Origin of the sequence: Streptantibioticus rubrisoli, assembly GCF_024436055.1 — a bacterium.
GTDB lineage: Bacteria > Actinomycetota > Actinomycetes > Streptomycetales > Streptomycetaceae > Streptantibioticus_A > Streptantibioticus_A rubrisoli.
Genome location: NZ_JANFNH010000016.1, coordinates 98,522 through 116,558, shown reverse-complemented (window position 1 = coordinate 116,558; position 18,037 = coordinate 98,522). Strand labels below are relative to the sequence as shown.

Genomic DNA, 18,037 nt, shown 5'->3' with positions numbered 1-18,037 from the left:
CACCCGCCCGCCCTTTTGTCCTCAAACGCCGGACGGGCTTGATGGAGGCCGCCGGAGGAGCTTTTGGAACCACCGAACCGCCTCGGTGGAAACCGTCGGACCGGCGACGCAAACGCCGCAGGGGCTCGGTGGAACCACCGGACCGGCTGGCGAAAGTGCCGGACGGGCTTGATGGAAACCATCGGACCGGATTGACGAAAACGCCGGACGGGCTCGATGGAAACCGCTGGACCGTATTGATGGAAACCACCAGACGGGCTTGGTGGAAACCGTCGGGCCGGATTGATGGAAACCGTCGGGCCAGTTGGCGAAAACGTCGGGCGGGCTGGTGGGAAAATCAGCCCGTCCGGCGTTTGAGGACGACGCGCGCAGCGCGGATCGCGGGGCGCACGGCGGACCCGCAGGTCACTGCGGCCAGTGAGCCGCCAGCATGGCCCGCGTGTCCGCGAGGAGTTGGGGCAGCACCTTCGTGTGCCCCACCACCGGCATGAAGTTGGTGTCACCACCCCAGCGGGGCACCACGTGCTGATGCAGATGGGCGGCGATACCCGCCCCCGCCACCGCACCCTGGTTCATGCCGATGTTGAACCCGTGCGCTCCGGACGCCGAGCGCAGCGCGGCCATCGCCCGCTTGGTGAACTCCGCGAGCTCCGCCGTCTCGGCCTCGTCGAGGTCGGTGTAGTCCGCGACGTGCCGGTACGGCACCACCATCAGATGGCCGCCGTTGTACGGGTACAGGTTCAGCACCGCGTAGACCTTCTCACCGCGCGCGATGATCAGCCCGTCGACATCTGACTTGTCCGGAATCGCGCAGAACGGGCAGCCGTCACCGGCCTCCGGACCGGTCGGCTTGTTCTCGCCCTGGATATACGCCATGCGGTGCGGGGTCCACAGGCGCTGGAACGCGTCCGGGGTTCCCACTCCGATCTGCTGCTCCGGCTCAGTCGTCATGTTGTGCAGCATATTCGCCCCGGGCGCGGTGCGAAGCGGCGAGGGGCGGACCTTGCGGTCCGCCCCTCGTCACCCCGGCCACGCGGGGACCAGTCACACCTGGATACGGCGCTCCACAGCATCAACGATCTCGGCCAGCGCCTGGTCACGCGGAATGCCGTTCTTCTGCGAACCGTCGCGGTAGCGGAAGCTCACCGCACCGTTCGCCACGTCCTCGTCACCCACGATGACCATGAACGGGATCTTCATCTTCTGGGCGTTGCGGATCTTCTTCTGCATGCGGTCCGCCGAAGAGTCCACCTCGATCCGCAGCCCCTTGGCCCGCCCCTGCGCCGCGAACTCCTCCAGGTACGGAACGTGCCCGTCACCGATCGGGATGCCGACCGCCTGGACCGGCGCCAGCCAGGCCGGGAACGCACCCGCGTAGTGCTCGGTCAGCACGCCGAAGAACCGCTCGATGGAGCCGAACAGTGCCCGGTGGATCATCACCGGACGCTGCCGGGAGCCGTCGGCGGCCTGGAACTCCAGGTCGAACCGCTCGGGCAGGTTGAAATCCACCTGGATCGTGGACATCTGCCAGGTGCGGCCGATCGCGTCCCGCGCCTGCACGGAGATCTTCGGTCCGTAGAACGCGGCGCCGCCCGGGTCCATCACCAGGTCGAGGCCCTGCTTCTCGGCCGCCTCGCGCAGCGTCTGGGTGGCCTCCTCCCAGACCTCGTCGGAGCCGATGAACTTCTCCGGGTCCTTGGTGGACAGCTCCAGGTAGAAGTCGTTGAGCCCGTAGTCGCGCAGCAGGTTCAGCACGAAGGTGAGCAGCGAGTCCAGCTCGTCGGCCATCTGCTCCTTGGTGCAGTAGATGTGCGCGTCGTCCTGGGTCAGCCCGCGCACCCGGGTCAGACCGTGCACCACGCCCGACTTCTCGTACCGGTAGACGGTGCCGAACTCGAAGAGGCGCAGGGGCAGTTCACGGTAGGAGCGGCCCCGGGACCTGAAGATCAGGTTGTGCATGGGGCAGTTCATGGGCTTCAGGTAGTACTTGTGGCCCTCCTCCAGCTCCATGGGCGGGTACATGCCGTCCGCGTACCAGTCCAGGTGGCCGGAGGTCTGGTAGAGCTCCTGCTTGGTGATGTGCGGGGTGTTGACGAACGAGTACCCGGCCTCCTCGTGGCGGCGCCGCGAGTAGTCCTCCATCACCCGGCGGATGACACCGCCCTTGGGGTGGAACACCGGCAGGCCGGAGCCGATCTCCTCCGGGAAGGAGAACAGGTCGAGTTCGGCACCGAGCTTGCGGTGGTCGCGCTTCTCGGCCTCGGCCAGCCGGTCGAGGTACGCCTTCAGCTCGTCCTTGGACGGCCACGCGGTGCCGTAGATCCGCTGCAGCTGCGGGTTCTTCTCGCTGCCGCGCCAGTACGCGGCGGCGGAGCGCATCAGCTTGAACGCCGGGATGATCCGGGTGGTCGGCAGGTGCGGACCACGGCACAGGTCCTTCCAGCACAGCTCGCCGGTCTTCGCGTCCAGGTTGTCGTAGATGGTCAGCTCACCGGCGCCGACCTCGGCCGAGGCACCCTCGGCGGCCTCCGCGGCGGAGCCCTTAAGGCCGATCAGCTCCAGCTTGTACGGCTCGGCGGCCAGCTCCTCGCGGGCGGCCTCGTCGCTGACCGCGCGGCGGGAGAAGCGCTGGCCGCGCTTGACGATCTCCTGCATCTTCTTCTCGATGCGCTTGAGGTCATCGGGGTGGAAGGCCTCGGCGACGTCGAAGTCGTAGTAGAAGCCGTCCTTGATCGGCGGGCCGATGCCGAGCTTGGCGTCCGGGAAGATCTCCTGGACGGCCTGTGCCATGACGTGCGCGGTGGAGTGCCGCAGGACGTTCAGCCCGTCCTCGCTGTCGATGGTGACGGGTTCGACCTCGTCGCCGTCGGAGAGCGGGTAGCTGAGGTCCTTCAGCTCACCGGCGACACGGGCAGCGACGACGGAGCGGTCCTCGAAGAGGTCGGCGGCCGTCGTCCCCGTCGTGACCACGCGCTCTTCCCGTTCCACGGAATCGCGTTTGATGATCACACGGAGCTCTGACACCGGTTTCTCCTGACTCATGAACATGCGGTCGGCAGCGGATGCTGCACCGCTGAATCGTACCGAGCCCAGCCACTGCGGCGCGAAGTCATGATCATGGCGGGCTGCGCGGGTCGGGCGAAGTCCGGCGGTTCGGTGGCACCCTGAAGGGGCGCGGGGCTGGGTTCATGTGCGGCTCCGCCGCGTGGGCGCGACCAGCCACACCGGTGCGGCAGACGATCGACGGCACATCACCGCACTGCAGCGGGACGCCTAGTCCACGGCGTCGGCCGCCTCCTGCAAGGACTTGAGCAGGCGGTCACGTTCGGCCGCGTCCAGCCGCAGAAGCGTCACGCCGCTCGCCCCCGACAAGTGCCGGAAGCCGCGGCTCGGCTCCAGCGCCCCGCTGACCCGGATCGGCAACCCCACCAGATGCGCGTGGGCGGCGACGCGATAGTCGTCCGCCGCCAACCGCATGCGCACCTGGCGTACGTCCGCACCGCCGAGCACCCGCAGCCGCACCGCGCCGCCGTCTGCCGGGCGGGCGCTGCGCAGCCGGACCACGGTCCCGGTCACGGTGACCGGAACCGGCGGCTCGGCGGCGGCGTAGCGGGCGGCGGCCTGGTGCAGCGCGGGCAGGTCGCCCGGCGAGAACTCCACCGGCTCGGGCTGGGCGGCCACCCCGAGCGGCAGCCCGGCCGCCGGTGACCAGGCCAAAGTGATCTCCGCGCCCTCACTGTCCCGTACCAGTCGGGCCACCGCCGTGACGAGCTCATGACAGACGCCCAGTTCCACCGCCGCGTCGAACGCCTCAAGGCCCCCGGTGGCCCGCTGGTAGTCCACCGCGTCCCGGGCCGCCTGCAGGGCGCGCAGCAGCGTGATGGTGACGCGCCGCCCGTCCGGCGCCGGGGCGTACGCGGTCAGCAGGTGGCCCCCGGCGGACGGGCCGATCAGCACCCGCTCCAGATAGGCGGTGGCGTACCGCCCGTGCCGTTCCCCGAAGTACCCGGCGCTGCTCTGGGCGGCCCGCGCCGCGGCCAGCAGCATGCCGCGCACCGCGTCCCGCAGCCGCTCCGCCGCGGTCCACGGCACCGCCCCGGCGCACCGCGGCACATCCCGCCGCCAGCGGATCTCGTCCCCCGGCACCGACAGGGCGAGCAGCACCTCGCGGGCGGAGGGCGCGCCGGACCGGGCCAGCGCGCTCAGCGCTTCGCCGACCAGGTCGGCGTAGTCCCCGTACCGCGAACTCGCGGGCACCAGCAGGCTGGTGCCCGAAACACCGCGGCGCGGGTCGCTGCCCGGCGGCGTCCAGCGGGTGTACCGCCCGCTCTCACCGCCCCGGCGCTGCCAGCCGTGCCGGGCGAGCAGAGCCGTGAGCACCTGCGGGTCGACCCGCTCGGGGTCGGGCAGTTCGGCTTCCTGCGGCCCGGGGCCGGACGGCTGGGGGTCTGGTCCGGTGAGTCGCATCAGGGTCTCCCTCCCGCCCCGACCCGCGTCATGATCTCGCACAGCGCCCGGTCGTCGAAGATCCGGGAGGTGGGGATCCGCACGGTGGTCTTGTACTTTCCCGTCACCGGCTGACCGGCGAGGTTCGTCCAGTAGCAGCAGTGCCTCAGCTCCATGCGGTCATGGCCCGCGCGCAGCCAGTGCTCCTGACTGCGCGGCACCAGCATCACGACGAGGATCTTGTGCACCGACACCGGTGTACGGGCCAGCTTGGCGAGGTGGGCGTTCTCCAACGTGAAGGAGAAGAACGGCCCCGGTGGGTTCGGCGCCACCTGGTAGGTGCACTTGAGCTGCACCTTGATGGTGACCTCGTCGTCCACCGCGTGACCGCGCGCGCTGTGGCTGAGGTGCCAGTCGATGCCGTTGTCGGGAAAGGGCTGGGCGAGCGAGCATCCGGCCGCCGCGGCCACCGCATGCAGGTAGCCCACCTGCAGGGTCTCCATGCAACTGGTGGTGGCGAGTCCTCCCCGGAGCGGTGCCGTCCGCTCGGGGAGCAGCCCGCCGGGTTCGGGCTGAGCGAGCGCCATGGCTGCTGCCGTGCCTTCCGGGCCTTGCGCGAATCGTTTCCCCGCGACGAACCATCCAGCGGCCGGGGCGGTTTGGCCACCCAGGATTCGAACGGTCCGTCAACTCTGTCTTCTCCGGCGGGCATGATCCGCAAACGGGTGCGAATCGGTGCATGTTTCGACGGTTCGATGACATGGCGTCACGGGTAGGAAACGGACAGTGGGTTGTCCGGTCGCGTCAAGAGGGCGGAGAGGGGAGCGGTCATGACACGTTGGTTTGAAGGCCCCCTCGCCGCGTTCGACACCGAGACCACCGGCGTGGACGTGGAGCACGACCGCATAGTGTCCGCCGCCCTCGTCGTGCAGGACGGCGCGGACACCGAACCCCGCTTCCTGCGCTGGCTGGTTGACCCGGGGGTGCCGGTGCCGGACGCCGCACGGGCCGTGCACGGTCTGACCGACGCGCATCTGCGGGAGTACGGCGCGGCGCCGGGTCCCGCGGTGGAGTCGATGGCGCGGGCGCTGGCGAACGAGGCGGAACCGGGGACACCGTTGGTGGTGATGAACGCCCCGTTCGATCTGACCCTGCTGGACCGGGAGTTGAGGCGCCACCGCGGGCTCGGCCTGTTCGGCTATCTGGAACGCACCGCGCTGTGCGTGCTCGACCCGAGGGTGCTGGACAAGTACGCGGACCGCTACCGCAAGGGCCGCCGCACCCTGGGAGACCTGTGCGCCCACTACGGGGTCCCGCTCACCGACGCGCACGACGCGGCGGCCGACGCGCTGGCGTCGTTGCGCCTGGTACGGGCGATGGGCCGCCGATACGCGCAGGGCGGCATCGGCACGATGTCACCGGCCGAGCTGCATGTGCGCCAGGCGTTGTGGCATGCGGCACAGGCTCGCGGCCTGGAGGCATGGTTCGCCAGAAACGGTTCTCCGGAACGCTGCGACCCGGCGTGGCCGCTGCGCCCGGAACTGCCAGCGGCGGCCTGACGCCCATCCCGGACGAGGCCACGAGGCGCGCAACGCACAAAGCCGGTCAGCGATTTGACGCTGACCGGCCTGATCCGGGTGGGCGATACTGGGTTCGAACCAGTGACCTCTTCGGTGTGAACGAAGCGCTCTCCCACTGAGCTAATCGCCCGGGCGTTTCGCGGTGTTCCCCGCGGCACGTGCAGAACAATACAGTGCGCGGGACGTTGTGTTCAAACGCCGTTCTCCCGGCCCAGCTCCGACCGCTCGGCGAGCAGGGCGCACAGCCCCCGGCGCCCGGCGCGCATCATCAGCGCGTGGTTGGCGCGGAAGAACGGCCGACCGGGCACGGCGAGCCAGCGCATCACGGGCTTGCGGACGGTCACCTGCTGCTCGTACAGCGCCCGCGTCCCGGTGCCGCCTGCCCTGAGCGTCCACCGCGCCCAGCCCTCAAGGTCACCGGTCATCGCGATCTCCAGCACCCCCGCCGCCGGGTCGCGCCGCGCCTCGCGGGCGGTGATCACCAGGTCGTACGGGAGGACGGAACGGAAGCGGGCGGTGCCGCTCCGTTCGTCGATCGGATCGACCCGGCGCACCTGCGGCCACCACCGGGGGTACTCCTCGGCGCGCTCCAGGACCGCGTAGACCTCCGTGGGCGGAGCGTCCAGCCGCCAGACGTCGCGGAAGCGGTAACGGCACCAGTCCATGGCACCCAGTGTGGCGGCAACCGGCGCGCCGAGAAGGGGGTGCGGGTGGCGAAGCCCCCGCCTCGCGAGGCGCAGCCGAGCCGAGCAAAAACGACCAGGGCGACCCAGTCCGCGTTTTCCGCGGACACAGGTCGCCCTCGCGTTGGTGGGCGATACTGGGTTCGAACCAGTGACCTCTTCGGTGTGAACGAAGCGCTCTCCCACTGAGCTAATCGCCCCGGCGCGGAGACAACATTACCGCATGTCAGCGGGGGCTCCTGACCACCTCGGTGCCACCGGTCGTGCTTCGGTGCGCCCGCGCCCGCCTGGAGACACCACCGGAGGCGAAGCGCTACCGTCACTCTTCGTGATCACCACGGTACAGTCGACCGATCCGACCGCTCACCGCATCGGCCCACCGGGGCAGCCCAGGACTGGTCCGAACGAAGTACCAGAAACCTCACAAACCAGTCAGAGGGGTTTACAACGTCCTCGCAGGTGGCATGTCGATTTCGCCGACGTGCGAATCCCCGAGCGCACACTGAGCGAAAGGCCTTGGCGCTTATGAACACCACGGTCAGCTGCGAGCTGCACCTGCGCCTCGTTGTGTCGAGCGAATCCTCACTGCCCGTACCCGCGGGCCTGCGGTACGACACGGCCGATCCCTACGCCGTGCACGCTACCTTCCACACCGGTGCCGAAGAGACGGTCGAATGGGTGTTTGCCCGCGACCTGCTCGCGGAGGGGCTGCACCGTCCCACCGGAACCGGCGATGTCCGTGTCTGGCCCTCCAGGAGCCATGGCCAGGGCGTTGTCTGCATCGCCCTGAGCTCTCCAGAAGGCGAGGCGCTGCTGGAAGCCCCCGCGCGGGCGCTGGAGTCGTTCCTGAAGCGGACCGACGCTGCCGTACCTCCGGGCACCGAGCACCGTCACTTCGACCTCGATACGGAGTTGTCCCACATCCTCGCGGAGAGCTGACTCCCCTGCCCGCTGCCCGCGGCCGTCCTACTCGGGGGGACGACGCGGGCCTGACATCGCGCGTCGGAGCGCCGTAGCCGCAGTCCCCGCGGCGCGGCGCTTCTGCGTGTACGGCGCCGCTGCGGGCCGGGCCACCGGGCCGAGGTGGGTGGCGACAGTACGCGGTCCGCTTGAGTAAAGTCACCCGGCAACAACCGCGGGCCCGCCCCGCCGGTGCGCTGTCCGACCCACTGGCCAGGGAGCGAAGCCGTGCTGATCAACCACGACACCCGGTGCGCCCTCGACCGCGTCGTCGATCTGCTCAACACCGCGCCGGAGAGCGAGGGCCGGGAGAGGCTGGACGGTCTGGAGTCGCTGCGCGACTTCGTGGCGCGCAACCGGGTCAGCGATGTGGGACAGCTCGCGGAGTCGGACCTTCCGGCGGTGCACGCGGTACGGGACCGGTTCAGCGAGGTGCTGACCGCGACCGGCAGCCGCAAAGCGGCGGCCCTGATCAACACCATGGTCGCGGAGGCCGGGACCACCCCCCGGCTGACCGACCACGACGACTATGACTGGCATGTGCACTACTTCGCCCCCGGCGCCTCGCTCGCCCAGCAGCTCGCCGCGGACGGCGGGATGGCGCTGGCGTTCCTGGTGGTCGCGGGCGAACGGGACCGGCTGCGCCGGTGCGCGGCGCCGGACTGCCGTCGGGCGTTCGTCGACCTGTCCCGCAACCGCTCGCGCCGCTACTGCGACAGTCGCACCTGCGGCAACCGGCTGCACGTCGCCGCGTACCGCGCCCGGCAGCGGGAGGCGGCGCGCTGAGCGGTCAGAAGCCGAGCAGGTCGTAACAGGCGCCGCAGAAGATCAGCGTGCCGATCACCCCGAGAAACACGATGAGCGGCGGCTGGGAGAGCGCGAACAGGCACCCACGGGAGTCGTCGTTCATCTGGTACTCGGCCTCGACAGGTCGTAAGTCACTCGACAGGGGGCGAGCTCGCACAACAGTACGCCCCGGTAAGTCTCAAGTCGCTTACGACAGAGGAGAGTTGGCGGCTGCCGGTAACGATCATGGCGTAACGCGGCCGCTCAGGGGAAACCCAACACGCTGACCCGCGGGGGTGGTTGTGGAGCGCGGCGCGGCGTGTCACCGCCGCGCCGCGCCCAACAGACTTGTTCAGATGCCGTGTTTCCGGAGGATTTCCTCAATGTCCCCCATTTCGGAGGAGAGTTCGTCGTCCGCCGCGCCCTTCGCCCTCGCCTTGGCGACGGGCTTCGACCGGCCCAGCTGCGGCGCGCTACCGGCGGTGACGGCCGGGCCACCGCGCGACGCCCCGGCGGCCTTGCGCTCGGCGCGGGTGACCTGTTTCGCGTCACCGAAGCGGGTGGAGACGTAGAGCACCACGGCCAGGGCCAGTACCGCGAAGCCCGCCCACACCGTGGGCTTGAGCACCAGACCGGTGGCCCAGCTGCCGACCGCCGTGCCGACCCTGCCCGCGAGGGTGACCAGCCCCGCCTCGTACAGCCCGATGGGCAGCAGGGCCAGTGCGGCGATGCGGGTCGCCCGGCGGAACCGGCGCCGCCAGGCGGTCAGCAACGCGACCGCGAGTCCCGCGCCGGACAGGGCGACGCACACGGTGGCGGTCAGCATCGCCCGCTCCTCATGCCGGTTCCGGACATGGCCACTCCAATCAGCCGGATGTGCGTCATCTCCATCGTGCACCGGCCGCGGCGCACCGGGCCATGGTCGGACCCCGGCTTCAGGGAGATCTCGGGGTGTGATCCTCCCCGCGACCTACTGAGAGACTGGCCGTATGAACGAAGCCAACCCCCGCGGTGTGACCCTCGACTTCTGGTGCGATCTGCAGTGCCCCGACTGCCGCACCGCCTGGCAGCAGGACCTGCTGGCGCTACGCGACCAGTACGGCGACCGGCTGGAGATCCAGCTGCGGCACTTCCCGCTGGAGAAGCACAAACACGCCTTCGCCGCGGCGCAGGCCGCCGAGGAGGCGTTCGTCCAGGGGCGCGGCTGGGAGTACGTGGCGGCGGTACTGGAGCGGGTCGAAGAGCTCGACCGTGAGGGCGAGCCGCTACTGGTGCGCATCGCCGGGGAGTTGGGACTGGACGGCGAGGAGCTGGACACCGCCCTGGTGGACGGCCGCCACATCCTCACCGTCGACGCGGACCACGCCGAGGGCAAGGCGATCGGCGTGACGGGCACGCCGACGTACGGGATCGCTGGCGCGCGGCTGGACGGCGGCAAGAGCCAGGCCGGACTGCGCGAGCGCATCCAGCAACTCGCTGACCAGGCCCTCGCCTCGCCCACCGAGTAGGGCGCGCCGAAAGCCCGACGGCCCGGGCAGGTCGGGCGAAGTCCGCCGCGGTTCGGTAGCGCCCCGAAGGGGCGCGGGGCTGTGTTCATGTGCGGCTCCGCCGCGTGGGCGCGACCAGCCACGACGGTGCCGTAGACGACCGACAGCGCCTCGCCGCACTCCCAGCGGAGCGCTCAGAGCAGGGGCTTGACCAAGTCCACCGTCGTCGGGCGGTACCCCAGTGACGCGTAGAGCCGCTGCGCGGGAGCGTTACCCGTGAACACATTGAGGCCGAGCGTGCGCACCCCGGCCGCCCAGCACTCGCGCTCCGCGAGCAGCATCAGCGTGCGGCCGTGGCCCCGGCCACGCCGCGCCGCGGCGACCTCGACGACGTACACCCAGGCCGAGCCGTCCGACCGCAGCGCCACCCACAGCCAGCCGATGGCTTCCCCGTCCTGCGCTAGCACCCGCAGCACCGCGTCCGCGGTGTGCGGGCCGTCCCGCAGCAGCGTCCGGTAATCGGCGTCGGCCCTGGCCACCGCCTTCTCGTACGGCACTCCCCGCCGCACCCAGTCGTCGACGTAGCGCGCCCGGTCGTGCTCGTGCCAGGTCTCGTACTCGTCCTCCCGCATCGGCCGCGCCTCGACGCCCTCGGGCAGTACGGGCGGCGGAGCCGCCCGCAGGGGCTTGCTCATGGCGCGGCTTCGCTCCGTGTAGCCCAGCGCACCGGCTAGCCGCAACGCGGCCTCCGCGTCGGCTGGAATCCGCACCTCCACCTGCCGGCACCCCCAACCGCGCAGCACCTCCTCCGCGGCGAGGGCGGCGACCGTACCGCGCCCGCGTCCGCGGTCCCGCTCGTCGATCCCCAGCGAGACGATCCGCCCGCTCTCGGGGCCGAACCGCTGGTCGGTGGCGATCTCGATCGAGCCGACCGGGCGGCTGTTGACGCAGACGGTGAACCGTCGCGAGCGCCCTCCGTCCGCGTCCCGCCGCTCCGCCTCCGCGGGCCGCAGAGTCGTCGTCATGGCTTCGCTCCCCCTCCCGTGGCGGTCTCACCGCCACCCGCTCACTTCACGGATTGACGTCCGCCGCCGACCGTTCGGCGAACACCCGGGCCGCCTTGGCGGTGACCGGGCCGGGCGCGCCGGGCAGTTCACGGTCGTCCACCCGGTGCACCGCCTGAACATCACGCGTCGAGGAGGTCAGGAAGACCTCGTCGGCCACGTCGAGCACATCGAGCGGCAGGTCGGCCTCGCGCGCCCCGACCCAGTCGATCACCAACTGGCGGGTGATGCCCGCCAGACATCCGGAGTCCAGCGGTGGCGTGAGCAGTTCACCGCCGAGGACGACGAAGACATTGGTTCCGGTGCCCTCGCACAGCCGCCCACGGGTGTTGCCGAAGACCGCCTCGGAGGCGCCACGCTCCCGGGCGTGCGCGAGTGCTACCACGTTCTCCCCGTACGAGGTGGTCTTCAGGCCAGCGAGAGCGCCGCGCTCGTTGCGCACCCAGGGGACGGTGACGATCGCGGTGGTCTCCGGCCGCCGCACCGTGGCCTCCAGCGCCACGACCAGGGTCGGCTCGCCGTCGCCGCGCACGGAGCCGAGCGGGGCGATGCCGCCGGTGTAGGTGATCCGCAACGCGCCGTAAGGCACCGGGTTGGCGTCGAGCACCGCGCGGCACGCCTCGCGCACCCGCGCCGGGTCCGGCTCCGGCAGCCCCAGGCCGTGCGCCGAGCGGGCCAGCCGGGCCAGGTGCCGGTCCAGGGCGAAGGCGGTGCCGTTGCTCGCCTTGAGCGTCTCGAACACGCCGTCGCCCACGGTCAGACCATGGTCAAGCACGCAGACCACGGCGCTGGCCGCGTCCCTCAGTTCGCCATCGACCCAGATCTTCACGGTCGTCGCCCTCCGCTCCTGCGCCCCTTCCGTTGTCGACGCTACCTCCGTCCACCCTCTACCTGCCCGGCACGCTGCGGAAACGGAATTTGAGCTGACGCGGAATTCCGCTAGAGTTCAACACGTCGCCGGGACGCGGAAGCGAACCGGCGGAGATCACTCCCGGACGGTGTCCGGGGGAGACACACGCGGACGTGGCTCAGTTGGTAGAGCATCACCTTGCCAAGGTGAGGGTCGCGGGTTCGAATCCCGTCGTCCGCTCGGAGGGGGTCCTTGGATCCTCGCTTGGTGGAGTGGCCGAGAGGCGAGGCAACGGCCTGCAAAGCCGTCTACACGGGTTCAAATCCCGTCTCCACCTCGGACGATTAGCTCAGCGGGAGAGCGCTTCCCTGACACGGAAGAGGTCACTGGTTCAATCCCAGTATCGTCCACTGGGTCCGTCAGGACCCTACGGTGCCCCTGCGGTGCCGCCCGCGCGATTAGCTCAGCGGGAGAGCGCTTCCCTGACACGGAAGAGGTCACTGGTTCAATCCCAGTATCGCGCACCAGGCCCCCACCAGGGCTGTTGTACAAGGACGATTAGCTCAGCGGGAGAGCGCTTCCCTGACACGGAAGAGGTCACTGGTTCAATCCCAGTATCGTCCACACCGAGGCCGAGGGCCGGAGCGATGCTCCGGCCCTCAGTCGTCTCCCAGCGAAGCGACGGTTCCGCTGGCGCCGCCGCCGTTCCACTGGCGTCACCGCCGTTTCACTGGCGTCAGAGAAGACCGATGGGTAAGACCGGGGCCCGGACACCTCTCCCAGGTGTCCGGGCCCCGTGCCGTCCGTTTCGCCCCCCGTCCCCACGGGGTCCTGTCGCCGGTTTCCCGCCCGGGCCGCTCTCCCGGACCACGAACGCTTCGTCAGCGCCCCATCAACCCAGCCACGGACGACGCCTGTACGACCACGGCGTGCCAGCCGCCGCAGGCCACAGCCAGCAGCACGGCTGGCGGGACGGCCATGGCGACGGCCACCAGCGGGTGCCGGGTCCCCGTCCGGCTTCCCGCGGGCAGCGCGGTGGACTTCAGCTCGCGTACGCGCCTGACCGCGCGTGCCGCCGAGTCCGTCATGGCCGCTCCCCCTGCCTTCCTCTTCCCACCGTGATCGTTCGCATGATTACCAGCCTTGGCAGCGGCGGGCTCTGACCTCGGGGGACGAGTGTGCTGCCCGCCGCTTGACCTCAACACTAGGCGCGCGGGAGGTGCGGGTCGTCATGCCCTCGTACAGCTTCGCTGGCCTCCCCGAGGATGACGCCGCGGCTCCCGGAGTACTCCCCTGGTTGGAGACGCCCGCCCGAGTCCCTCAGGGGATCCCCTCGCGGGCGCCCCCGGGTCCCCGCCGCGGCGCACGTCAACCGGCGCTACGCGCCGTCCGCCTCCTCCGCCTCGTCCCTGGGTATCGGCTGCTCCACGAGCGCGAGTACCCGGTTCGCCATGAACCGCGCGGTACGCACCACGGAGCCGCTCCTGGTGACTTCACTCACTTCGACCACCCCGCGACGCACCGCGGTCTCCACCCGGCGCCCGGCCCTGGTGGCCATCACCTCGTAGGTACGCGTGGTGTCCCCCGCGTCCACCACTATCTCCACACGATCACCTTTCATGCCGTCAATCCCCCTCATCCGACGGGCGGTTGGTGAGATGGGGCAACTCCGCCCGATCGCGGCGGCGGACCGGTGCCCACCTGACCAGGATCCCACCGACCACTGACAATCCGTCCGTTGACGCGTGCGGCGCCTCTCCGCGTCCCGGCCGGTCAGTCCGTAAGCTGTGCCTCGTCAGACGGACCGGGCGGGTGTCACACGGCGTGCGGCGCCACCATCGAGCACGGTGGGGGGCGACGGGCGGGCAGGGCCTTCCCACCGGAGGTAGGGGAAGGACATGGCGATGATGCGGCTCCGGCGCGAGGATCCGCGTGTCGTCGGCTCGTTCCGGCTGCACAGGCGGCTCGGCGCCGGCGGGATGGGCGTGGTCTATCTGGGCGCCGACAAGCGCGGTCAGCGGGTGGCGTTGAAGGTGATCCGCCCGGAGTTGGCGGAGGATCAGGAGTTCCGGCAACGGTTCGCCCGTGAGGTGTCGGCGGCGCGCCGGATCCGTGGCGGTTGCACGGCGCGGCTGGTGGCCGCGGACCTCGATGCGGACCGGCCGTGGTTCGCCACCCAGTACGTGCCAGGGCCCTCGCTGTACGACAAGGTCAGCGCGGAGGGGCCACTGCCCGCCGCCGAGGTCGCCGCGATCGGCGCTGCGCTGGCCGAGGGCCTGGTAGCGGTGCACGACGCGGGGGTGGTCCACCGGGATCTCAAGCCGTCGAACATCCTGCTCTCCCCCAAGGGGCCGCGCATCATCGACTTCGGCATCGCCTGGTCCACCGGCGCGACCACGCTGACGCATGTCGGCACCGCGGTGGGCTCGCCCGGTTTCCTCGCACCTGAACAGGTGCGCGGTGCGGCGGTCACCCCGGCGACGGACGTGTTCGCGTTCGGCGCCACGCTGTGTTACGCGGCGGCGGCCGACTCCCCCTTCGGGCAAGGCGGTTCGGAGGTCATGCTGTATCGGGTGGTGCACGAGGAGCCGGATCTGCGGGGGGTACCGGACTCGCTGGCTCCGCTGGTGCACGCGTGTCTGGCGAAGGAGCCGCAGGACCGGCCGAGCACTGCTCGGCTGGCGGAGCGGCTCTCGGAGATCGCCGCCCGGGAGGCGCGGGGGCTCGCGCTGCCCAAGGCACCGGTTCCGCGCGGGGAGCGGCCGGTCGGCCGCCGCGCTCAGGAGTACGCCGAGCAGCGCACTGAGCGGCGCGTGGCGCCTACGGAGGGCGCGTCCGGGGGCACTCCGGTGCGTACCGGTACGCCGCGCACGCCGGTGCCCCGCTCCGGCGCGGGGCGGGGGGCGGCCCGGCCGCCGCAGCGGACTCCCGCTTCGCGGCCTCCTGCTCCGCAGCGGCCTTCGACGGTACGGGGTGGCCAGGCGGCGCGGCGCACTGCCAAGCGGCGGGATCGCGGCCTGCTCCGGCAGCGGTTGATCGTGTTCGTGACGGTCACGCTGCTGGTCGCGTTGGGCATCGCGATGGCCCAGGGATGCGAGGGACCGGCCCGCAGCCTCGGGGTCGTCGGCTCGCCGACGCCCCCCACGGTACGGCCCGCTACCGCGGCGCCGTAGCCCCTCCCGCGCCGCACCGGCGCGGGCTTTGGCTGGGGGCGCGGTGCGTGTGCGGTGCGCGGTTTGCGCGGTGCTTTGGGGCGTTTTGGGGTACGGCTGGTTCGACACCGCCGGGCCGCGTCATGGGGGTGCTCGCCGTCGCGGCGGAATCTGGGGTGGGCGCCGGACCGACCGCGCGACGCCCCAGCCCTGCGGGAACGGCACGTTCGACACCGCCGGGCCGCGTCACGGGAGTGCTCGCCATCGCGGCGGAATTTGGTGGCAACCCGGGCTGCGGTTCGCAAGTCCCCCTTGTGACTCTCGGTTGGGGTGCGCGGCCGGTGCGGCACCGCCCAGCCGCGTCATCGTGGGGCCCTCGCGCTGATTTGGGGCGGGCGCCATCTCTGGCGGAGGTTTGCGGGGGCCTGCCCCCGAGCCATATCCGCCGCCGCGGTGGGCAACCCCCTCGCCGTGGACCGGCGGTGACGGGCTCGCCGCAGGCCAGGCAAAGGGCGGACGGGCCGCAGCGAGGGCGGGAGACGGCTCCGCGCATCGCGCACCCGCAGGGCGAAAGGGCTCGGCCGTCGGGGCCGGAATCGCAGAAAGGTCGCACCGCGCTCTGGCGCGGGCCGCCGCGCTTGGGTAGGTTTCCAAGCGCTTGCTTAGTTCCCAGCTGAGAGGACGGGCGTATGGCGGGGAAGGAGCCGGGCACGGCGGACGTGTTGCGGCGGGTGCGGGAGTTGCTGGACGAGTACGACCCGGTCAGCACCCCGCGGCTGGAGTTCCTGCGGGCCCGGTTCGATGCCGGGCTCGCCTGGGTGCACTTTCCGCCGGGGCTCGGCGGACTGGGCGCGCCGCGCGCCCTGCAGAGCGTGGTGGACGCCGAGTTGGCGGCCGCAGGCGCGCCGGACAACGAACCGCGCAGGATCGGCATCGGCCTCGGCATGGCCGCGCCAACCATTCTCCAGTACGGAACGGACGCGCAGCGCAAGCGCTTCCTGCGCCCGTTGTGGCTCGGCGAAAAGGTGTGGTGCCAGTTGTTCAGCGAGCCCGGCGCGGGCTCCGACCTCGCCGGGCTGGGCACCCGCGCGGTGCGCGATGGCGACGACTGGGTGGTGACCGGCCAGAAGGTCTGGACCTCCAACGCGCACAACGCCCGTTGGGCCATCCTCATCGCCCGTACCGACCCCGATGTGCCCAAGCACCGCGGCATCACGTACTTCGTCTGCGACATGACCGATCCGGGTGTGGAGGTCCGCCCCCTGCGGCAGATCACCGGTGAGGCGGAGTTCAACGAGGTCTTCCTGACCGATGTGCGGATCCCGGACACACTGCGGCTGGGCGAGGTCGGCGACGGATGGCGGGTCGCGCAGACGACGTTGATGAATGAGCGGGTGGCGATCGGCGGCTCCGAACTCCCCCGCGAGGGCGGCATGATCGCCCGTGCCGCCACCACCTGGCGCGAGCGTCCGGAACTGCGCACCCCCGAACTACACGACCGGCTGCTGCGGTTGTGGGTGGACGCCGAGGCCACCCGGCTCACCACACAACGCGTACGCCAGCAACTCGCCGTCGGCGCGCCCGGACCCGAGGGATCCGGGATGAAGCTCGCCTTCGCCCGGCTCAACCAGGCCATCAGCGGACTGGAGTTGGAACTGCTCGGCGAGGAGGGGCTGCGCTACGGGGACTGGACGAACACCCGCCCCGACACGGTGGACTTCTACGGGCGCGACGCGGGCTACCGCTATCTGCGCGCCAAGGGCAACTCCATCGAGGGCGGCACCTCGGAGATCCTGCGCAACATCATCGCGGAACGGGTGCTCGGCCTGCCCTCGGAACCGCGTACCGACAAGGACGCCGCCTGGAAGGACCTGCCCCGATGAGCTCCGCTGGCCTTGACCTGCTGTACTCCGACGTGGAAGACGACCTGCGCTCGGCGGTGCGCGATCTGCTGGCCGACCGCTGCCCGGCGTCGGCGGTGCTCGCCCGCTGCGACAGCGACACGCCCTACGACCTGGACCTCTGGCGGACGTTGCGGCTGCAGCTCGGGCTGGCCGGGCTGCTGGTGCCGGAGAAGCTCGGCGGCCAGGGCGCCTCGGCCCGGGAAGTCGGCGTCGTGCTGGAGGAGTTGGGCGGCGCGGTGGCCCCGGTACCGTTCCTCGGCAGTGCGGTACTGGCCACGAGCGCGCTGCTGGGCTGTGACACCGGTGACGGGCGCGTCGCCACGCTGCTCGGCCGACTGGCGTCCGGCGAGTCGACCGCCACGCTGGCGGTGCCGCTGTCCACCGCGCCGGGCAGCGCGTTCCCACAAGGCGTACGTGCCGACGCGCGCGGTGAGTTGAGCGGACGGGTCTCCAGCGTCGCCGACGCGACGGCGGCGGACCTGCTGCTCGTCCCTGGTATCGGCCCCGACGGACCGGGCCTGTACGAGGTCGCGGCCGACGCGCCCGGCGTCCGGATCAGCGCCGCCACCCCGCTGGACCTGACCCGGCCCATCGCCGACATCGAGTTGGCCGCGGTTCCGGCCGCGCGGCTCGTGGTGGGGCCGACCGCCACCGCCGCGCTGGACCGAGCGCTGCTGACCGGCGCCGGACTGCTCGCCTCGGAACAGGTCGGGGTGGCGCAGTGGTGCCTGGACGAGACCGTCAACTACCTGGGCCAGCGTCGGCAGTTCGGGCGTGTCGTGGGTTCCTTCCAGGCGCTCAAGCACCGTCTGGCCGACGTCTGGCTCGAGGTGGTCTCGGCACGTGCCGCCGCACGGGCCGCCGCCGACGCGCTGGCCAAGGGCGACCCCGACACCGCCGTACTGGTTGCCGTGGCCCAGGCGTACTGCGCACCGGCGGCGGTCCGCGCGGCGGAGGAGTGCGTGCAGCTGCACGGCGGCATCGGAATGACCTGGGAGCATCCGGCCCATCTCTACCTCAAGCGGGCCAAGTCCAGTGAGATCGCGCTGGGCACACCGGGACGGCACCGGGCGGCGCTCGCCGCCCTCGTGGACCTGCCCGCAGCCGTGTGAGGCCCTAAGCGGC

The 18,037-nt window shown here is 71.2% G+C and carries 17 protein-coding genes and 7 tRNA genes; 12 read left to right on the top strand and 12 right to left on the bottom strand.

Annotation, left to right across the window (positions count from 1 at the left end; translation table 11 throughout):
• Positions 1-405: 405 nt before the first annotated feature.
• From NON19_RS16245 to NON19_RS16230, 4 genes are all read right to left on the bottom strand, one after another.
• On the bottom strand, positions 406-963 hold the full coding sequence (locus NON19_RS16245) for an HIT family protein (protein WP_255928704.1): 558 nt from the start codon (positions 961-963) through the stop codon (positions 406-408).
• Between the two features lie 81 nt (positions 964-1,044).
• Positions 1,045-3,024, bottom strand: a complete 1,980-nt coding sequence (gene thrS / locus NON19_RS16240) for a threonine--tRNA ligase (RefSeq protein WP_255928702.1) — start codon at positions 3,022-3,024, stop codon at positions 1,045-1,047.
• Positions 3,025-3,273: 249 nt separating this feature from the next.
• Complete coding sequence (locus NON19_RS16235; RefSeq protein WP_255928700.1) at positions 3,274-4,467, bottom strand: hypothetical protein; 1,194 nt, start codon at positions 4,465-4,467, stop codon at positions 3,274-3,276.
• Positions 4,467-5,033: a DUF4365 domain-containing protein gene (locus NON19_RS16230; RefSeq protein ID WP_255928698.1), complete on the bottom strand. Its 567-nt coding sequence runs from the start codon at positions 5,031-5,033 to the stop codon at positions 4,467-4,469. The genes NON19_RS16235 and NON19_RS16230 overlap by 1 nt, the downstream gene beginning before the upstream one ends.
• Positions 5,034-5,276: 243 nt before the next feature.
• Between NON19_RS16230 and NON19_RS16225 the strand changes: the two genes are divergently transcribed.
• The gene (locus NON19_RS16225) at positions 5,277-6,005 is read left to right on the top strand and encodes an exonuclease domain-containing protein (RefSeq protein WP_255928696.1); all 729 of its coding nucleotides are present in this window, start codon (positions 5,277-5,279) and stop codon (positions 6,003-6,005) included.
• A gap of 79 nt (positions 6,006-6,084) precedes the next feature.
• Here the strand turns inward: NON19_RS16225 and NON19_RS16220 are convergent.
• The 3 genes from NON19_RS16220 to NON19_RS16210 form a co-directional block, all read right to left on the bottom strand.
• Positions 6,085-6,156, bottom strand: a tRNA-Val gene (locus tag NON19_RS16220).
• A gap of 61 nt (positions 6,157-6,217) precedes the next feature.
• Entirely contained in the window at positions 6,218-6,691 is a 474-nt protein-coding gene (locus tag NON19_RS16215) for an SRPBCC family protein (RefSeq protein ID WP_255928694.1), read from the bottom strand.
• Positions 6,692-6,834: 143 nt separating this feature from the next.
• Positions 6,835-6,909 (bottom strand) — tRNA-Val (locus NON19_RS16210).
• A 325-nt stretch (positions 6,910-7,234) separates the two neighbouring features.
• On the opposite strand from NON19_RS16210, the gene NON19_RS16205 reads away from it, so the two are divergent.
• Positions 7,235-7,648 carry an SsgA family sporulation/cell division regulator gene (locus NON19_RS16205; RefSeq protein ID WP_003959770.1) on the top strand — a complete coding sequence of 138 codons (414 nt, stop codon included), beginning with the start codon at positions 7,235-7,237 and terminating at the stop codon, positions 7,646-7,648.
• A 249-nt stretch (positions 7,649-7,897) separates the two neighbouring features.
• Positions 7,898-8,455: a CGNR zinc finger domain-containing protein gene (locus NON19_RS16200; RefSeq protein ID WP_255928692.1), complete on the top strand. Its 558-nt coding sequence runs from the start codon at positions 7,898-7,900 to the stop codon at positions 8,453-8,455.
• A gap of 352 nt (positions 8,456-8,807) precedes the next feature.
• Here the strand turns inward: NON19_RS16200 and NON19_RS16195 are convergent, their stop codons facing one another.
• Positions 8,808-9,281: a hypothetical protein gene (locus NON19_RS16195; RefSeq protein WP_255928690.1), complete on the bottom strand. Its 474-nt coding sequence runs from the start codon at positions 9,279-9,281 to the stop codon at positions 8,808-8,810.
• A gap of 163 nt (positions 9,282-9,444) precedes the next feature.
• Here NON19_RS16195 and NON19_RS16190 point away from each other — a divergent pair, with 163 nt between their 5' ends.
• Positions 9,445-9,963, top strand: a complete 519-nt coding sequence (locus tag NON19_RS16190; protein WP_255928688.1) for a DsbA family protein — start codon at positions 9,445-9,447, stop codon at positions 9,961-9,963.
• 173 nt (positions 9,964-10,136) lie between these two features.
• Here the strand turns inward: NON19_RS16190 and NON19_RS16185 are convergent, their stop codons facing one another.
• Both NON19_RS16185 and NON19_RS16180 read right to left on the bottom strand, forming a co-directional pair.
• Positions 10,137-10,967 carry a GNAT family N-acetyltransferase gene (locus NON19_RS16185; protein ID WP_255928686.1) on the bottom strand — a complete coding sequence of 277 codons (831 nt, stop codon included), beginning with the start codon at positions 10,965-10,967 and terminating at the stop codon, positions 10,137-10,139.
• Between the two features lie 46 nt (positions 10,968-11,013).
• The gene (locus NON19_RS16180; protein ID WP_255928684.1) at positions 11,014-11,835 is read right to left on the bottom strand and encodes an aminotransferase class IV; all 822 of its coding nucleotides are present in this window, start codon (positions 11,833-11,835) and stop codon (positions 11,014-11,016) included.
• A 188-nt stretch (positions 11,836-12,023) separates the two neighbouring features.
• Here NON19_RS16180 and NON19_RS16175 point away from each other — a divergent pair.
• The 5 genes from NON19_RS16175 (at position 12,024) to NON19_RS16155 (ending at position 12,480) form a co-directional block, all read left to right on the top strand.
• Positions 12,024-12,096 (top strand) — tRNA-Gly (locus NON19_RS16175).
• Between the two features lie 26 nt (positions 12,097-12,122).
• Positions 12,123-12,193 (top strand) — tRNA-Cys (locus NON19_RS16170).
• Between the two features lies 1 nt (position 12,194).
• A tRNA-Val gene (locus NON19_RS16165) sits at positions 12,195-12,266 on the top strand.
• A 42-nt stretch (positions 12,267-12,308) separates the two neighbouring features.
• Positions 12,309-12,383, top strand: a tRNA-Val gene (locus tag NON19_RS16160).
• 25 nt (positions 12,384-12,408) lie between these two features.
• A tRNA-Val gene (locus tag NON19_RS16155) sits at positions 12,409-12,480 on the top strand.
• A 257-nt stretch (positions 12,481-12,737) separates the two neighbouring features.
• On the opposite strand, the gene NON19_RS16150 is transcribed toward NON19_RS16155, so the two are convergent.
• Together NON19_RS16150 and NON19_RS16145 are read right to left on the bottom strand one after the other, a co-directional pair.
• Complete coding sequence (locus NON19_RS16150) at positions 12,738-12,944, bottom strand: hypothetical protein (RefSeq protein ID WP_255928682.1); 207 nt, start codon at positions 12,942-12,944, stop codon at positions 12,738-12,740.
• A gap of 290 nt (positions 12,945-13,234) precedes the next feature.
• Positions 13,235-13,477 carry a DUF8836 family protein gene (locus NON19_RS16145; protein ID WP_255928679.1) on the bottom strand — a complete coding sequence of 81 codons (243 nt, stop codon included), beginning with the start codon at positions 13,475-13,477 and terminating at the stop codon, positions 13,235-13,237.
• Between the two features lie 277 nt (positions 13,478-13,754).
• Here NON19_RS16145 and NON19_RS16140 point away from each other — a divergent pair, with 277 nt between their 5' ends.
• The 3 genes from NON19_RS16140 (at position 13,755) to NON19_RS16130 (ending at position 18,024) form a co-directional block, all read left to right on the top strand.
• The gene (locus NON19_RS16140; RefSeq protein ID WP_255928677.1) at positions 13,755-15,029 is read left to right on the top strand and encodes a serine/threonine-protein kinase; all 1,275 of its coding nucleotides are present in this window, start codon (positions 13,755-13,757) and stop codon (positions 15,027-15,029) included.
• 668 nt (positions 15,030-15,697) lie between these two features.
• Complete coding sequence (locus tag NON19_RS16135) at positions 15,698-16,891, top strand: acyl-CoA dehydrogenase family protein (protein WP_255928675.1); 1,194 nt, start codon at positions 15,698-15,700, stop codon at positions 16,889-16,891.
• Entirely contained in the window at positions 16,888-18,024 is a 1,137-nt protein-coding gene (locus NON19_RS16130; RefSeq protein ID WP_255928673.1) for an acyl-CoA dehydrogenase family protein, read from the top strand. Before NON19_RS16135 ends, NON19_RS16130 begins: the two co-directional genes overlap by 4 nt.
• Positions 18,025-18,037: the final 13 nt, after the last annotated feature.

Excerpts from the sequence above, each read along its gene's own strand:
- NON19_RS16245 (WP_255928704.1), bottom strand. The coding sequence starts at position 963 with ATGCTGCACAACATGACGACTGAGCCGGAGCAGCAGATCGGAGTGGGA.
- NON19_RS16235 (WP_255928700.1), bottom strand. The coding sequence starts at position 4,467 with ATGCGACTCACCGGACCAGACCCCCAGCCGTCCGGCCCCGGGCCGCAG.
- NON19_RS16230 (WP_255928698.1), bottom strand. The coding sequence starts at position 5,033 with ATGGCGCTCGCTCAGCCCGAACCCGGCGGGCTGCTCCCCGAGCGGACG.
- NON19_RS16225 (WP_255928696.1), top strand. The coding sequence starts at position 5,277 with ATGACACGTTGGTTTGAAGGCCCCCTCGCCGCGTTCGACACCGAGACC.
- NON19_RS16215 (WP_255928694.1), bottom strand. The coding sequence starts at position 6,691 with ATGGACTGGTGCCGTTACCGCTTCCGCGACGTCTGGCGGCTGGACGCT.
- NON19_RS16205 (WP_003959770.1), top strand. The coding sequence starts at position 7,235 with ATGAACACCACGGTCAGCTGCGAGCTGCACCTGCGCCTCGTTGTGTCG.
- NON19_RS16195 (WP_255928690.1), bottom strand. The coding sequence starts at position 9,281 with ATGCTGACCGCCACCGTGTGCGTCGCCCTGTCCGGCGCGGGACTCGCG.
- NON19_RS16190 (WP_255928688.1), top strand. The coding sequence starts at position 9,445 with ATGAACGAAGCCAACCCCCGCGGTGTGACCCTCGACTTCTGGTGCGAT.
- NON19_RS16185 (WP_255928686.1), bottom strand. The coding sequence starts at position 10,967 with ATGACGACGACTCTGCGGCCCGCGGAGGCGGAGCGGCGGGACGCGGAC.
- NON19_RS16150 (WP_255928682.1), bottom strand. The coding sequence starts at position 12,944 with ATGACGGACTCGGCGGCACGCGCGGTCAGGCGCGTACGCGAGCTGAAG.
- NON19_RS16145 (WP_255928679.1), bottom strand. The coding sequence starts at position 13,477 with ATGAAAGGTGATCGTGTGGAGATAGTGGTGGACGCGGGGGACACCACG.
- NON19_RS16140 (WP_255928677.1), top strand. The coding sequence starts at position 13,755 with ATGGCGATGATGCGGCTCCGGCGCGAGGATCCGCGTGTCGTCGGCTCG.
- NON19_RS16135 (WP_255928675.1), top strand. The coding sequence starts at position 15,698 with ATGGCGGGGAAGGAGCCGGGCACGGCGGACGTGTTGCGGCGGGTGCGG.
- NON19_RS16130 (WP_255928673.1), top strand. The coding sequence starts at position 16,888 with ATGAGCTCCGCTGGCCTTGACCTGCTGTACTCCGACGTGGAAGACGAC.